Origin of the sequence: Bradyrhizobium sp. LA2.1 (genome assembly GCF_040547725.1) — a bacterium.
GTDB classification, from domain to species: Bacteria; Pseudomonadota; Alphaproteobacteria; order Rhizobiales; family Xanthobacteraceae; genus Bradyrhizobium; species Bradyrhizobium barranii.
This window is the reverse complement of the sequence record NZ_JBEPQI010000009.1, coordinates 34,339-48,669: the sequence shown is the minus strand read 5'-3', so window position 1 is coordinate 48,669 and position 14,331 is coordinate 34,339. Positions and strand designations below refer to the sequence as shown.

Annotated in this window: 14 protein-coding genes; 9 read left to right on the top strand and 5 right to left on the bottom strand. The window is 64.8% G+C overall.

The window, feature by feature from the left end; translation table 11 throughout:
• Positions 1–46 precede the first annotated feature (46 nt).
• Genes hemW through rph form a run of 3 tightly spaced genes read right to left on the bottom strand, consistent with a single transcriptional unit; the run spans position 47 to position 2,548 of the window.
• Positions 47–1,201, bottom strand: coding sequence for a radical SAM family heme chaperone HemW (gene hemW / locus ABIB95_RS19085; protein ID WP_063980250.1), 1,155 nt, complete (start codon positions 1,199–1,201; stop codon positions 47–49).
• Complete coding sequence (gene rdgB / locus ABIB95_RS19080) at positions 1,188–1,823, bottom strand: RdgB/HAM1 family non-canonical purine NTP pyrophosphatase (RefSeq protein WP_354241214.1); 636 nt, start codon at positions 1,821–1,823, stop codon at positions 1,188–1,190. The genes hemW and rdgB overlap by 14 nt, the downstream gene beginning before the upstream one ends.
• A gap of 11 nt (positions 1,824–1,834) precedes the next feature.
• Entirely contained in the window at positions 1,835–2,548 is a 714-nt protein-coding gene (gene rph / locus ABIB95_RS19075; RefSeq protein WP_014490830.1) for a ribonuclease PH, read from the bottom strand.
• Positions 2,549–2,716: 168 nt separating this feature from the next.
• Between rph and hrcA the strand changes: the two genes are divergently transcribed.
• Positions 2,717–3,805 carry a heat-inducible transcriptional repressor HrcA gene (hrcA, locus tag ABIB95_RS19070; RefSeq protein WP_063980248.1) on the top strand — a complete coding sequence of 363 codons (1,089 nt, stop codon included), beginning with the start codon at positions 2,717–2,719 and terminating at the stop codon, positions 3,803–3,805.
• A gap of 96 nt (positions 3,806–3,901) precedes the next feature.
• Entirely contained in the window at positions 3,902–4,507 is a 606-nt protein-coding gene (grpE, locus tag ABIB95_RS19065; RefSeq protein ID WP_063980247.1) for a nucleotide exchange factor GrpE, read from the top strand.
• Positions 4,508–4,659: 152 nt separating this feature from the next.
• On the opposite strand, the gene pncA is transcribed toward grpE, so the two are convergent.
• Complete coding sequence (gene pncA, locus ABIB95_RS19060; protein WP_028155509.1) at positions 4,660–5,382, bottom strand: bifunctional nicotinamidase/pyrazinamidase; 723 nt, start codon at positions 5,380–5,382, stop codon at positions 4,660–4,662.
• 125 nt (positions 5,383–5,507) lie between these two features.
• Positions 5,508–6,449: a hypothetical protein gene (locus tag ABIB95_RS19055; protein ID WP_208083799.1), complete on the bottom strand. Its 942-nt coding sequence runs from the start codon at positions 6,447–6,449 to the stop codon at positions 5,508–5,510.
• Between the two features lie 395 nt (positions 6,450–6,844).
• Here ABIB95_RS19055 and dnaK point away from each other — a divergent pair, with 395 nt between their 5' ends.
• The 7 genes from dnaK to ABIB95_RS19020 all read left to right on the top strand — a co-directional run bounded on the left by dnaK (position 6,845) and on the right by ABIB95_RS19020 (position 14,250).
• Entirely contained in the window at positions 6,845–8,746 is a 1,902-nt protein-coding gene (dnaK, locus tag ABIB95_RS19050; protein ID WP_028148797.1) for a molecular chaperone DnaK, read from the top strand.
• 245 nt (positions 8,747–8,991) lie between these two features.
• The gene (gene dnaJ, locus ABIB95_RS19045; protein WP_063980245.1) at positions 8,992–10,119 is read left to right on the top strand and encodes a molecular chaperone DnaJ; all 1,128 of its coding nucleotides are present in this window, start codon (positions 8,992–8,994) and stop codon (positions 10,117–10,119) included.
• An 88-nt stretch (positions 10,120–10,207) separates the two neighbouring features.
• Positions 10,208–10,807: a class I SAM-dependent methyltransferase gene (locus ABIB95_RS19040; protein ID WP_028148799.1), complete on the top strand. Its 600-nt coding sequence runs from the start codon at positions 10,208–10,210 to the stop codon at positions 10,805–10,807.
• 57 nt (positions 10,808–10,864) lie between these two features.
• Positions 10,865–11,443 carry an NADPH-dependent FMN reductase gene (locus tag ABIB95_RS19035; RefSeq protein ID WP_354241211.1) on the top strand — a complete coding sequence of 193 codons (579 nt, stop codon included), beginning with the start codon at positions 10,865–10,867 and terminating at the stop codon, positions 11,441–11,443.
• Between the two features lie 6 nt (positions 11,444–11,449).
• Complete coding sequence (pyrF, locus tag ABIB95_RS19030; protein WP_354241209.1) at positions 11,450–12,163, top strand: orotidine-5'-phosphate decarboxylase; 714 nt, start codon at positions 11,450–11,452, stop codon at positions 12,161–12,163.
• Between the two features lie 73 nt (positions 12,164–12,236).
• Positions 12,237–12,539 carry a DUF1330 domain-containing protein gene (locus ABIB95_RS19025; RefSeq protein WP_063980243.1) on the top strand — a complete coding sequence of 101 codons (303 nt, stop codon included), beginning with the start codon at positions 12,237–12,239 and terminating at the stop codon, positions 12,537–12,539.
• Positions 12,540–12,891: 352 nt separating this feature from the next.
• A complete protein-coding gene (locus tag ABIB95_RS19020) occupies positions 12,892–14,250 on the top strand; it encodes a calcium-binding protein (protein ID WP_354241207.1) in 1,359 nt (452 codons plus the stop codon).
• Positions 14,251–14,331: the final 81 nt, after the last annotated feature.

Genomic DNA, 14,331 nt, shown 5'->3' with positions numbered 1-14,331 from the left:
GAAAATGGTGGGCACGCTTCCGCTTTGCCCACCCTACGGCGGCTCGCTACGCGGCGAGATCCGCGACCACGGCGTCCAGCACTGGGAAGCCGCTGCTGGTCACGCGCAGGCGCCCCGTCGCATCCACGATGATCGCACCCTCCTCGCGCAACAGCGCGATGCGCTTGGGATCGAGCGGGCGGCCGGACAGCGCGCTGTAGCGCTCGGGGTCGATGCCTTCGGCGAGACGCAATCCCATCAGCAAAAATTCGTCGGCGCGCTCCTCGCTGTTGAGGAGATCGTCGGTGACGTTGCCGTGGCCGTTGGTCTCGACCCGCATCAGCCAGGCTTCGGGGCGCTTCTCGGTGGCGGTGGCGTGCCTGATCCCGTCGATGTCGAGGCGGCCATGGGCACCGGGGCCGATGCCGGCATATTCATCGCCGCGCCAGTACACCAGATTGTGCCGGCACTCGGCGCCGCGCCGCGCGTGATTTGAAATCTCGTAGGCGGGCAGGCCGAGCTTGTCGCAGGTCTCCTGCGTCACGTCGTAGAGCGCGCGCGCGACCGCTTCGTCCGGCGTCTTCAATTTGCCGGCCTGGTGCAGGCCGAAGAACGGCGTGCCTTCCTCGATCGTCAATTGATAGAGCGACAGATGCTCCGCCGCTTCGTCGATCGCCAGACGCAGCTCGTCGGCCCACATCGCCGGCGTCTGGTCGGGGCGGGCGTAGATCAGGTCGAACGAATAACGGTCGAACGAGCGGCGCGCGATGGCGACGGCATCGAGCGCCTCGCGGGCGCTGTGCATGCGGCCCAGCGCTTTCAGCGAGGCATCGTCGAGGGCCTGCACGCCGAGCGAGACGCGGTTGACGCCGGCGGCGCGATAGCCGGCAAAACGCGTGGCCTCGACACTGGTCGGGTTTGCCTCGAGCGTCACTTCGACATCGCTGGCGACATGCCAGTGCTTGCCGATCGCATCGAGCACCGCGCCGACGGTTGCGGGCTGCATCAGCGACGGCGTGCCGCCGCCGAGGAAGATCGAGGTGACTTCACGCCCGGGCGCACGCTGTGCGGTCGTTTCGATTTCACGCGCGAAAGCTGAAGCGAAGCGCGTCTCGTCGATCGCGGCGTGGCGGACGTGGCTGTTGAAGTCGCAATAGGGGCACTTCGACAGGCAGAACGGCCAGTGCACATAGACGCCGAAAGCTTGCTTAGCGCGGCTCAAGGCAGATCTCCGCCAGTTTCACGAAGGCGCGGGCGCGATGCGACAGGCCGAGGCCAAGCGGCGGCAGACCGTGCTTCTCGATACTGGTCATCTCGCCGAACGTGCGATCGTGGCCATTGGGCAGGAACATCGGATCATAGCCGAAGCCGGCGGTGCCGCGCGGCGGCCAGGCCAAGGTGCCGTCGACGCGCGCCTCGACCTCTTCGAGATGATCGTCGGGCCAGGCGACGCAGAGCGCGGATACGAAATGCGCGGTGCGCTTGTCGGGCGTGGTGGCGCCGCGCTCCTGCAACAGGCGCTCGATCTGGGCCATCGCGGCGGCAAAATCCTTTGCTGGACCGGCCCAGCGCGCGCTGTAGATGCCGGGCGCGCCATCGAGCGCGTCGACCACGATGCCAGAATCGTCGGCGAAGGAGGGGAGCTTGGTCGCCTGCGCCGCCGCGATCGCCTTGATCGCGGCATTGCTGCGGAAATCGTTGCCGGTTTCGTCGGGCTCGGGCAGGCCGAGCTCACCGGCCGACACCGCCTCGATGCCGTGAGGCGCGAGCAGCTCCTTCATCTCGGCGAGCTTGCCGGGATTGTGGGTCGCGATGACGAGCTTTCCGGTGATTCGGCGGTGCATGGGCCTATTGACTACGCCACGGCCAGTTTCTGCAAGTCCACGAGCCGCGCGATACCCTTCTGGGCCAGCGCCATCAGCGCGAGGAATTCGTCCTGTGTGAACGGTTCGCGTTCGGCGGTGCCCTGCACCTCGATGATGCGGCCATCGCCGGTCAGGACGAAATTGGCGTCGGTCTGGGCTTCCGAATCCTCGGCATAGTCGAGGTCGAGCACGGGCGTGCCGTTGTAGATGCCGCAGGAGATCGCGGCGACGTTGTCGCGCAGCACCTTGGCCTTGATCATGTTGCGCGCCTTCATCCAGTTGATGCAATCGGCGAGCGCGACCCAGGCACCGGTGATCGAGGCCGTGCGGGTGCCGCCGTCGGCCTGGAGCACGTCGCAATCGACCGTGATCTGGCGCTCACCGAGTGCTTCGAGATCGACGATGGTGCGAAGCGAGCGGCCGATCAGGCGCTGAATCTCGACGGTACGGCCGCTTTGCTTGCCCGCGGAGGCCTCGCGGCGGGTGCGTTCGGAGGTCGCGCGCGGCAGCATGCCGTATTCGGCGGTGACCCAGCCGCGGCCCTGGCCCTTCAGCCACGGCGGCAGGCGGTCTTCCAGCGTGGCGGTGACCAGCACATGGGTGTCGCCGAATTTCACCAGGCAGGAGCCTTCCGCATATTTGACCACGCCGCGCTCCAGCGTCACGGGGCGCAATTCGTCGGGCGCACGGCGGCTTGGCCGCATGGGAAATCCTCCAAAACTCTCGGAAAAGGGCTATTCGCGGTGCTTGTAGGTGGGGTGAGGGTGGGCGGCAAGGCTTTTTCACCCCGGGTTTTCCACCCCGCAAACGCCACGCTTGTCAGAACCCTCCGGGATGGACAAATTATAAGCGTCTGAGAGGAGTTACCGTCCGTGGCCCATCACGATCCGATCCATCTGATCGCGCCGCGCGCAGGCCTCGCCCAGCTCAACGAGCGCTCCCGCGACATCTTTCGTCAAATTGTCGAAAGCTATCTCGCGACCGGCGAGCCGGTCGGCTCGCGCAATATTTCGCGGCTGATCGCCATGCCGCTGTCGCCGGCCTCGGTCCGCAACGTCATGGCCGACCTGGAACAGCTCGGCCTGATCTATGCGCCCCACACCTCTGCCGGCCGCTTGCCGACGGAACTCGGCCTGCGCTTCTTCGTCGACGCCCTGATGCAGGTCGGCGACCTTAATGACGCCGAGCGGCAGTCGATCCAGAGCCAGTTGACGTCGGTGGGTCACGCCCAATCGGTCGAGGCGGCGCTGTCGGAGGCGCTGACGCGGCTGTCCGGTCTCACCCGCGCCGCAGCGGTCGTGTTGACCCCGAAATCCAATGCGCGGCTGAAACACATCGAATTCGTCCGGCTGGAACCCGAGAAGGCGCTGGTGATCCTGGTCGGCGAGGACGGTCAGGTCGAAAACCGCGTGTTGTCGCTGCCGCCGGGAGTTCCCTCCTCGGCGCTCACGGAAGCCGGTAATTTCCTCAATGCGCGGATTCGCGGCCGCACGCTGGCCGAGGCGCGGCTCGAGCTCGAAACCGCGCTCGGCGAAGCCCGCGCCGAGCTCGATCAGCTGACGCAAAAGGTGATTTCGGCCGGTATTGCGAGCTGGTCCGGCGGCGAGAACGAGGACCGCCAGCTGATCGTTCGCGGCCACGCCAACCTGCTCGAGGATCTGCACGCGCTGGAGGATCTCGAGCGCGTTCGCCTGCTGTTCGACGATCTCGAGACCAAGCGCGGCGTGATCGACCTTCTGGGACGCGCCGAGACCGCCGAGGGCGTGCGGATCTTCATCGGCTCGGAGAACAAACTGTTTTCCTTGTCAGGCTCCTCCACCATCATCTCGCCCTATCGGGATGCCGCCGGCCACATCGTCGGTGTTTTGGGCGTGATCGGCCCGACGCGGCTGAATTATGCCCGCGTAATCCCGACCGTGGACTACGCCGCGCGCATCGTCAGCCGCCTCCTGGGGGGCTGACCGGCGTTTCCTCCGATCACGGGCGCTTGATTTTCGTGAGCTTAGGCACGATATCCGGGCCAACAATCCCTTGAGACGAGTTCGAGAAGAGAGCCGATGACCGATCGAGACCGGCAGCCCGACGACACGACCCCACCGACCGATGAGCCCGTGGTGTCAAAACCCTACATCATGCCCGACGATCCGGAGCCCGGCTCGGTCGAGCTGTTGCAGAAGGAAGCCGCCGAGGCGCGTGACCGCATGCTGCGGACGCTGGCCGAGATGGAAAATCTGCGCAAGCGCACCACCAAGGAGGTCGCCGATGCCCGCCTCTACGGCATCACCGGCTTTGCCCGTGACGTGCTCGACATCGCCGACAATCTCCAGCGTGCGCTCGATGCCGTTCCGGCCGAGGCCCGTGCCGCGGCCGATCCCGGCCTGACCTCGCTAATCGAGGGCGTCGAGCTCACCGAGCGCTCGCTGCTCAACGCGCTGGAAAAGCACGGCGTCAAGAAGTTCGATCCGCAGGGCCAGAAGTTCGACCCGAACTTCCAGCAGGCGATGTACGAGGTGCCGGATGCGTCGGTGCCTGCGGGCACCGTCGTGCAGGTCATGCAGGCCGGCTACACCATCGGCGAGCGCGTGCTGCGCCCGGCGCTGGTCGGTGTCGCCAAGGGCGGCACCAAGGCTGCGCCGGCTGCGAACAGCAACGAAGTGAACTGAGCGGCGCACTGGTTGATCCTCATGGTGAGGAGGCGCGTCAGCGCCGTCTCGAACCATGCAGGCCCGGCTGTTGCAGCTCGGCCTTCATCCTTCGAGACGCGTGCTAAGGAGCACGCTCCTCAGGATGAGGGTTTGGCAGCTTTTCGCGCCGCTTACGCGCTCACCGCGATATCCGCGGACTGGATCCGCTTCACGCCGGCCTTGGCCATGTCGGCCCAGGCTTTTGCGAGCGACCCCTGCGTGTCGATGCCGCGGCAGGCGTCCTCCACCACATAGACCTCGAAGCCCGCCTTGCGCGCATCGAGCGCGGTCCAGGCGACGCAGAAGTCTGTCGCGAGGCCGGCGACGAAGACGCGCTTGATCTTGCGGCCCTTCAGGTAACCGGCGAGGCCCGTCGAGGTCTTGCCGTCGGCTTCCAGGAAGGCCGAATAGCTGTCGACGTCCTTGTGAAAACCCTTGCGGATGATGAGCTCGGCATGCGGGATCGCAAGGTCCTTCGACAGCGCGGCGCCATCGGTGCCCTGCACGCAATGGTCGGGCCACAGCACCTGCTTGCCGTAAGGGAGATCGACGGTCTCGAACGGCTTCTTGCCGGAATGCACTGACGCAAACGAGATGTGGCCCGGCGTGTGCCAGTCCTGGGTCATCACCACGTTCGCAAACGCTTTCGCCATCTTGTTGATGACGGGAACGACCTGCTCGCCTTCCTTAACGGCGAGGCTGCCGCCGGGCAGGAAGCAGTTTTGCACGTCGATCACGAGCAGCGCGGAGGCATCGTCCGGCTTGATCGATGCGGCCGCAAGGAGCGCGGTTGGAGCAAGGGCTACGAGAGCGCTTGTCCCAAGCGCCGCGAGGATTTGTCGTCGATCAAGCATCGTTCGCCTCCCTCCAGGATGATCCAATGGAAGGAAGCCTAGTTCCGTTCGTATACGAACAGAAGCCCGAAAATGCAGCCGGTTCTGTCCAGCGCTTGGGCTAACCCTTGAGACTAACCCTCGGACTAACCCTTGGGCTGGATGCCGTCGCGCACGGCGCGGAAGCGGGTGAAGGCGGCCGACCACTGGTCGCGCGGGGCGCTGGCGATGATGCGCAGCGAGGCACCGCCGCTCGAGAAGCGGATCCACTGCACCACGGTCACGGGCGTCTTGTCCTTGCCGCTGACGCCGTCGATCCGGGTCTCGAAACCCTGCTGGCCGTTGATGCGGATCGGCTCCGACATGGTGACGCGGGATTCGCGCACGCCGGGGATCTGGAGCGCGGCCTCCTGGGCAAAGCGGGCGCGATCGTCGGCCTGCTGCGGGGTGGCGCCGATCAGGCCGAGGATCATGAACGGCTTGGATTCATAGCCCGAGCTCTCATTGCCGTCGGCCAGGATGATGCTGGAGCCCGGCGCCAGGGTGCGGATGTCCTTGAAATCGGCGAGATCGGTGATCTTGAACGGCATCAGCCCGATCTGCTCTTCGGCCGAGACCTGCTTGCGGGTGACGGCGCTCGCAAACATCTGCCGCACCGCCTCGTCGGTGTAGATCTTGGTCGCGTTCTCCGGGATCTGCACCGCGACATAGCCGGAGAAACCGGCGCCCGGCACGATCATCGAGTAGCGCTTCACCGGCGTCTCGCCGGCCTTGCCGCTTTCCATGGTGAAATAAGCAAGACCCGCGGGGGTCTCGATCTTGTCCTGCTTGACGCCGGCGGTGCCGCCGGGATTGGAATTGAAGGCGCTCACGACCTCGCCATAGGCCGCCGGCGGCAGCTCGGTGATCAGCACCTTGACGCTGCCGTCCTCGCTCTCGAAGCCCGGAAACGTCTTGGCCGTGCTCAGGCCGACCAGCGGCACCATGCCAAGGCGCAAGCCGGGCGGGAAAACGGCATCGGCCGCAAGGGCCGGAAGCGCTGTGGCGACGAGAACGGCGAGCGCGGCGAGGGGGCGAATGAGCTTCATGGGCACTCTGATTGGTTCACATTGAGGCCGTTCGATGGTCGGCCATTGGGCCGCTTTGTCGCGCAAAGCCGCCTTGATGGCGGCGGTCCGGCCGACCGCCTTTTAACGGGTTTAGCCCGCCGGTAACAGGGCGGGGCAGATCACGGTGGCGGGGCCGGCCTGACGCCTGAACCTGTTAATAATTCCTCACCCGCAAGGGCGGTTGAGCCCGGATATGATCTTCCAAAACCCAATGTTTTCATGGCCGAAACTTGCGTTCGGTCCTTGCGGGCCCCTCCCCCCCTCCTATATGAGCGTCAACCATCGCAATATCGCGGATGTTTGATCTTAGGGGGTTTGGAGCGGGTGCCTCTTGGGCCCAGCCAACCTGCCGCAAAAACAAGGATATCAGGACCATGGGAAAGGTCATTGGGATCGACCTCGGCACCACGAATTCGTGCGTCGCCGTGATGGATGGCAAGAACGCCAAAGTCATCGAGAATTCCGAAGGCATGCGCACGACGCCTTCGATCGTCGCCGTGACGGACGACGGTGAGCGCCTCGTCGGCCAGCCTGCCAAGCGCCAGGCCGTTACCAATCCCGAGCGTACGTTCTTCGCAGTGAAGCGCCTCATCGGCCGCCGCTACGACGACCCGATGGTCGAGAAGGACAAGAAGCTCGTTCCGTACAAGATCGTGAAGGCTTCCAACGGCGACGCCTGGGTCGAGGCCGACGGCCAGACCTACTCGCCCTCGCAGGTGTCTGCGTTCATCCTGCAGAAGATGAAGGAGACCGCGGAAGCCCATCTCGGCCAGAAGGTCGACCAGGCCGTCATCACCGTTCCCGCTTACTTCAACGACGCCCAGCGCCAGGCGACCAAGGACGCCGGCAAGATCGCGGGCCTTGAAGTGCTGCGCATCATCAACGAGCCGACCGCGGCCGCGCTCGCCTATGGTCTGGACAAGACCAAGACCGGCACGATCGCCGTGTACGATCTTGGCGGCGGCACGTTCGATATCTCCATTCTCGAAATCGGCGACGGCGTGTTCGAGGTGAAGTCGACCAACGGCGACACCTTCCTCGGCGGCGAAGACTTCGACATGCGCCTCGTGGGTTATCTGGCCGACGAGTTCCAGAAGGAGCAGGGCATCAACCTGCGCAACGACAAGCTCGCGTTGCAGCGCCTGAAGGAAGCCGCTGAAAAGGCCAAGATCGAGCTGTCGTCGACGACGCAGACCGAGATCAACCTGCCCTTCATCACCGCGGACCAGACCGGCCCCAAGCATCTGACGATGAAGCTCACCCGCGCCAAGTTCGAGGCGCTGGTCGACGACCTCGTCCAGAAGACGGTCGAGCCCTGCCGCAAGGCGCTGAAGGACGCCGGCGTCACCGCCGGTGAGATCGGCGAAGTCGTTCTGGTCGGCGGCATGTCGCGCATGCCGAAGGTCCAGGAAGTCGTGAAGCAGCTGTTCGGCAAGGAGCCGCACAAGGGCGTCAACCCGGACGAAGTCGTGGCGATCGGTGCCGCGATCCAGGCCGGCGTGCTCCAGGGCGACGTCAAGGACGTGCTGCTGCTCGACGTGACCCCGCTGTCGCTGGGCATCGAGACGCTGGGCGGCGTGTTCACCCGTATCATCGACCGCAACACCACGATCCCGACCAAGAAGAGCCAGGTGTTCTCGACCGCCGAGGACAACCAGAACGCGGTCACCATCCGCGTCTTCCAGGGCGAGCGTGAAATGGCGGCCGACAACAAGATGCTCGGCCAGTTCGATCTGATGGGCATTCCGCCGGCTCCGCGCGGCATGCCGCAGATCGAGGTGACCTTCGACATCGACGCCAACGGCATCGTCAACGTCTCGGCCAAGGACAAGGCCACGGCCAAGGAGCAGCAGATCCGCATCCAGGCCTCCGGCGGCCTGTCGGAAGCCGACATCGAGAAGATGGTCAAGGACGCCGAGGCCAATGCCGAGGCGGACAAGAAGCGCCGCGAGGCCGTCACCGCCAAGAACGAGGCGGATGGCCTGGTGCACTCCACCGAGAAGGCCCTGGCCGAGCACGGTTCGAAGGTCGCCGAGCCCGAGCGCCGCGCCATCGAGGATGCCGTCAGCGACCTCAAGGAAGCGCTGAAGGGCGACGATGCCGAGGCGATCAAGGCCAAGACCCAGACGCTGGCCCAGGCTTCGATGAAGCTCGGTGAGGCCATGTACAAGCAGCAGGCCGAGGCCGACGCCAAGAAGGATGCGGCCAAGGACGACGTCGTCGACGCGGAATTCACCGAAGTCGACGACGACAAGAACAACAAGAAGTCCGCCTGATCCCCAAGAGGGTGATGATGCGGACGGCTTGGACCCCACACGCGCTACCGGCCTCCCCCCTCACGGGGGAGGCCGTCGTGTCGGGCTCGGCGGGGCGTGTCCCCGTTACGATCGATCAATTCCCAGCCGTTATGATGAACGTCGCCGTGCCGCCCTCTGCCGCCAAGCAAAGGGCTGCCTATATCGTCTCCTGGCGACGTTGTTCCGCTCCGACTTGAATCGCGATTGGATAGACCGAGTTCAACATGTCCACGTCCACCAAGCGCTGCTATTACGAAACGCTCGAAGTCGAACGCACTGCCGACGATTCCGTCCTGAAATCGTCCTTCCGCAAGCTTGCGATGAAATTCCACCCGGACCGCAATCCCGGGGACGACACCAGCGAAGTCAAGTTCAAGGAAATCAACGAGGCCTACGAGGTCCTCAAGGACAAGGACAAGCGCGCGGCCTATGACCGCTTCGGCCATGCGGCCTTCGAGCAGGGCGGCGGCGGCGCCGGTTTCGGCGCGGGCTTCGCCTCCTCCTTCTCCGACATCTTCGAGGACCTGTTCGGCATGGCCGGGCAGCGCGGCCGTGGCGGCCGCGAGCGTGGCGCCGACCTGCGCTACAACATGGAAATCACGCTCGAGGAAGCCTTTGGCGGCAAGACCGCGCAGATCGAGATTCCGGTCTCGGTCACCTGCGAGGCCTGCTCGGGCATCGGCGCCAAGGCCGGCACCAAGCCGAAGACCTGCTCGAGCTGCGGCGGCGCCGGTCGCGTGCGGCAGTCGCAGGGCTTCTTCACGCTGGAGCGCACCTGTCCGAGCTGCCAGGGCCGCGGCCAGATGATCGAGGATGCCTGCCCGTCCTGCTCCGGCCAGGGCCGGGTCACCCGCGAGCGGACGCTGTCGGTCAACATTCCCCCGGGGGTCGAGGACGGCACCCGGATCAGGCTCGCCGGCGAGGGCGAGGCCGGGGTTCGCGGCGGCCCGCCCGGCGACCTCTACATCTTCCTGTCGCTGGCCCAGCACCAGCTCTTCCAGCGCGACGGCGCCGATTTGCACTGCCGGGTGCCGATCTCGATGGTGACGGCCGCCCTCGGCGGCGAATTCGAGGTGCCGACCATCGACAGCGGCAAAACCAAGGTGAAGGTGCCGGCCGGAACCCAGTCGGGCCGCCGATTCCGCATTGCATCAAAAGGCATGCCGGTGCTGCGCTCGCGCCAGATGGGCGACATGTACGTTCAGGTTGCCGTCGAGACCCCGCAGAATCTCACCAAGAAGCAGCAGGAATTGCTGGCGGAATTCGAAAAGCTCTCCTCCGGCAATACCCAGCCGGAATCGGTCGGCTTCTTCGCCAAGGTCAAGGATCTATTCAGTAATCGGGCAACCTGACTCGTCTTGACCGTTCCGCCTTCGGCCTATACCTGTTTATGACCATTTTCTGACACGCCGCGGTCCCGCGGTCCCGTCCGGTCCCGACATGCCATTGCCATCGTCCGCGCGTGCGTTGAAGAAGCCCCGTCTCGACGACGAGGTGCGCTTTCTAAGGTCGTGGATCGAAAAGCCGCTGCACATGGGTGCAGTGATGCCTTCGGGCAAGCTGCTCGCCCGGACCATGGCGCATTACGTCGACGTCAATTCAGACGCACCCGTGGTCGAGCTCGGGCCCGGCACCGGCGCCATCACCTCGGCCCTGGTCGAGCGTGGCGTCGACCAGAAGCGCCTCGTCCTCGTCGAATACAATCCCGGCTTCTGCGCCTTGCTGCGCGACCGCTATCCGCAAGCCAAGGTGGTGCAGGGCGATGCCTATCGCCTGCGCGATACGCTCTGGAACGTGCTCAGCGCACCGGCCTCCGCCGTCGTCTCCGGCCTGCCGCTCGTGACAAAACCGATGCTGACGCGGCTCCGGCTGGTCCGCGACGCCTTCGCGGCGCTGACCCCGGGCGCGCCCTTCGTGCAGTTCACCTATGCGGTGGTGCCGCCGATCCCGAAATCGCTGCCCGGCGTGTCCACAGAGGCCTCGGAACGGATCTGGATGAACCTTCCGCCGGCCCGCGTCTGGGTGTATCGCAAGGACTAATTCCGTCGGCATTCCCTTTTGCGCGGCGGACTCGTTTCGCCGAACGCATGGAAGTGGATGTCCGCACCCAAAATCCTGGTCATTCCCGGCTCGCTGCGCACCGGCTCGCACAATGCGAAGCTGGCGGCGGTCGCCGCCTATGAATTCGCTCAGGCCGGCGTCGACGTCACCCGCATCTCGCTCGCCGATTTTCCGCTGCCGATCTATGACGGCGATCTCCAGGCCAAGTCGGGCGCGCCCAAGCACGCCATCAATCTCAAGCGCATGATCGGCGCGCATCATGGCGTGCTGATCGTTTCGCCCGAATATAACGCCTCGGTGCCGCCGCTGCTCAAGAACGCGATCGACTGGGTCAGCCGCGTACATGAGCTGCACGAGACGCGCGGCGACGTGTTTCGCAACCGCGCCTTCGCGCTCGCCGGCGCCTCGCAGAGCCGGCTCGGCGCGGCCCGTGCGCTCCAGGCATTGCGGCTGATCCTGACCTCCTGCCACGCCAATGTGATTGCCAGCCAGCTCACGCTCGCCTTTGCCGACCAGGCCTATGACGATATGGACAGGCTCACGAACGAAGGCGACATCGCCGCGTTGAAGGAGCTGGTGCGGCAATTGATCGACATTTCCCAACGCATGATGTGAGGTGACATGACGCCAGCCGAGATCGCCCCGAAGGACCGCCTGATCGTTGCGCTCGACCTGCCCAGCGTTGACGCCGCGGAGGCGATGATCGCAAGGCTCGGCGACAGCGTCACCTTCTACAAGATCGGCTATCAGCTCGCTTATGCCGGCGGCCTGCCGCTGATCGGCAAGCTCGCCGACAAGGGCAAGAAGGTGTTCGCCGATCTCAAGATGCACGACATCGGCAACACCGTCACGCGTGGTGTGGAGAGTGTGGCCAGGCTGGGTGCAACCTTCGTCACCGTGCACGCCTATCCGCAGACCATGAAGGGCGCGGTCGAAGGCCGCGGCAGCGCGAGCCTGAAGATTCTCGCCGTCACGGTGCTGACGTCCTACAACGACGACGATCTGCACGCGGCCGGCTATCGGCTCAGCGTCGCCGAGCTGGTCGAAGCGCGCGCGCAGCAGGCGCAGGTGCTCGGCGTCGACGGGCTGGTGTCCTCGCCCGAGGAGGTCGGCGCCTTGCGCAAGATCGTCGGCCACCAGATGCATCTCGTCACCCCCGGCATCCGGCCGGCGGGTTCTGCGAGCGGCGACCAGAAACGCATCATGACGCCGGGCCGCGCAATTGCCGCGGGCGCCGATTATCTCGTCGTCGGACGGCCGGTGGTTGAAGCCACCGACCCCAAGGCGATCGCGGAAGCCATCCAGGCCGAGATCGCGCAGGCGCTCGGCGCATGATTCGGAAAAACCGCGCAGCGGTTTTCCGGTCGGATCATGCTTAGATAGAGATCAACAAGCAGGGAGAAGAACAATGGCAAAGGGCTACTGGATCGGGCGCGTGGATGTGAGCAGCGACGAGGGCTACAAGCCCTATGCCGTCGCCAACGGTCCGATCTTCAAGAAATGGGGTGGCCGCTTCGTCGTTCGCGCCGGCAAGTTCACCACCGTCGAAGGCGCCAGCCGCTCGCGCAACGTCGTGATTGAATTTCCCGACTACGAGACCGCGATCGCCTGCTACAACTCGCCGGAATACCAGGCCAACATCAAGGTGCGCCAGCCGCACTCCATCGCCGACCTCATCATCATCGAGGGCTATGACGGCCCGCAGCCCTGAAGACGGATCGTCGCGAGAGCCTATCCTGGATTGACGCGAGCATCATCCGGCTCTCGCGGACAGCACGCGCGTGCGATCATCGCACGCGATCAGGAGAGCGTCGCGGACATCTCCGCTCGCACTCACATCGACATCACCTTGCATCACCTTGACGGACTCATTCGCTTGAACGCCTGAGGGTCGTTCGCGCCTGAGACGAAAACCGTGGCCGTCATTGGGTCCACCAGCTTGCCGTATTCTTTTGTCCCCAAATGGGGATTGCTGGATCGCTCTCGTTTCATCCAAGGTTGCTTGATCGGAGCCCACATCGATCGGTGATGGGCATCAAGCCAACCCGAAATCTGCGACGTCCGTGACGGGCCGCAAGGCGACCCGCATCGCGCATTTCCATGCAAAGGGAGTGAAGATCATGGCACTAATCATCGGAACAGCAGGCGACGATGTGTTGCCTGGCACGAATTTAGACGATCAGATCTTTGGCCTTCAAGGCAACGACACCATTACTGGCCTGGACGGCAATGATGACGTAAGCGGCGGCGCGGGCAATGATTCCATCGATGGCGGTGCCGGCAACGACATCCTTGATGGAAATGCCGGTATCGATACGATCACCGGTGGCGCCGGCGACGACACGATCAACGGCGGCGCGGGCGACGACACGCTGAACGGAAATGCCGGCGCCGACATTATCCACGGCGACCAAGGCAACGACACCATCGATGGCGGAACCGGCGCTGATCAGCTCTTTGGTGACGCCGGCGACGACGGCATCCACGGCGGCGACGGCAATGATGACATTCATGGCGGCGCGGGTGCCGACACCCTGTGGGGCGACGCCGGCGACGATACGTTGAGCGGCGACGCCGGCAATGACGTCTTGAATGGCGGCGACGGTAACGACCTACTCAACGGTGGATTCGGAGATGACACTCTGAATGGCGATGCCGGCAACGACACGCTGAACGGCGGACTTGGCAATGACCTGCTGAACGGCGGTACCGGTGACGACATCCTGAACGGCGGTTTGGGCGCCGATACGCTCAACGGTGGCGATGGCAACGACACCATGCACGGCGACGCGGGCGACGACATCATGGACGGCGGCGCCGGTAACGATACGATGTTCGGCGATGCCGGAGACGACGAGATGGCCGGCGGCGCGGGCAACGATGCCATGAGCGGCGGCGCCGGTGACGACGAAATGAGCGGCGGAACCGGCAACGACACGCTCGACGGCGACGCCGGAGATGACACGCTCGATGGCGGCGACGGCACCGATGTCCTGAACGGCGGGGCTGGGGCTGACATCCTGTCGGGCGGCGCCGGCAATGACACCCTGAACGGCGGTAACGGCGATGACGAGTTGTCCGGCGGCAATGGCGCCGACGTCCTCAACGGTGGACTCGGCGATGATGTGCTGACGGGCGGTGCTGGTACCGATACGCACAATTTCGGCGACAACACAGCTACGAACTTCGGCAACGATGAAGTCACCGATCTCAGCTTTGCCGATGGCGATGCCGTTGTTGTCGACGCTCCGCCAGGCTTTGACCCGGCTACAGTGGTAGTGGACGACGACGGCACCAACACCGTGCTGGATTTCGGCTTCGGCGCCATCCAGCTCGATGGCATCACGGGCGGCGCGACACCGTTCGAGTCGATCGCCGAAATCAACACTGCCGCCGGTTATACGGCCGTTGACGTTGTCTAGCGCCGACTAGTAGCGGGGCGGCTTTCAGGCCGCCCCGCCCTCATTTCAGTCAGTGATAGTGCCGGCAAGTTATGTATTCGC

Excerpts from the sequence above, each read along its gene's own strand:
- rdgB (WP_354241214.1), bottom strand. The coding sequence starts at position 1,823 with ATGCACCGCCGAATCACCGGAAAGCTCGTCATCGCGACCCACAATCCC.
- rph (WP_014490830.1), bottom strand. The coding sequence starts at position 2,548 with ATGCGGCCAAGCCGCCGTGCGCCCGACGAATTGCGCCCCGTGACGCTG.
- dnaJ (WP_063980245.1), top strand. The coding sequence starts at position 8,992 with ATGTCCACGTCCACCAAGCGCTGCTATTACGAAACGCTCGAAGTCGAA.
- ABIB95_RS19025 (WP_063980243.1), top strand. The coding sequence starts at position 12,237 with ATGGCAAAGGGCTACTGGATCGGGCGCGTGGATGTGAGCAGCGACGAG.
- ABIB95_RS19055 (WP_208083799.1), bottom strand. The coding sequence starts at position 6,449 with ATGAAGCTCATTCGCCCCCTCGCCGCGCTCGCCGTTCTCGTCGCCACA.
- pyrF (WP_354241209.1), top strand. The coding sequence starts at position 11,450 with ATGACGCCAGCCGAGATCGCCCCGAAGGACCGCCTGATCGTTGCGCTC.
- ABIB95_RS19040 (WP_028148799.1), top strand. The coding sequence starts at position 10,208 with ATGCCATTGCCATCGTCCGCGCGTGCGTTGAAGAAGCCCCGTCTCGAC.
- ABIB95_RS19035 (WP_354241211.1), top strand. The coding sequence starts at position 10,865 with ATGTCCGCACCCAAAATCCTGGTCATTCCCGGCTCGCTGCGCACCGGC.
- pncA (WP_028155509.1), bottom strand. The coding sequence starts at position 5,382 with ATGCTTGATCGACGACAAATCCTCGCGGCGCTTGGGACAAGCGCTCTC.
- grpE (WP_063980247.1), top strand. The coding sequence starts at position 3,902 with ATGACCGATCGAGACCGGCAGCCCGACGACACGACCCCACCGACCGAT.
- dnaK (WP_028148797.1), top strand. The coding sequence starts at position 6,845 with ATGGGAAAGGTCATTGGGATCGACCTCGGCACCACGAATTCGTGCGTC.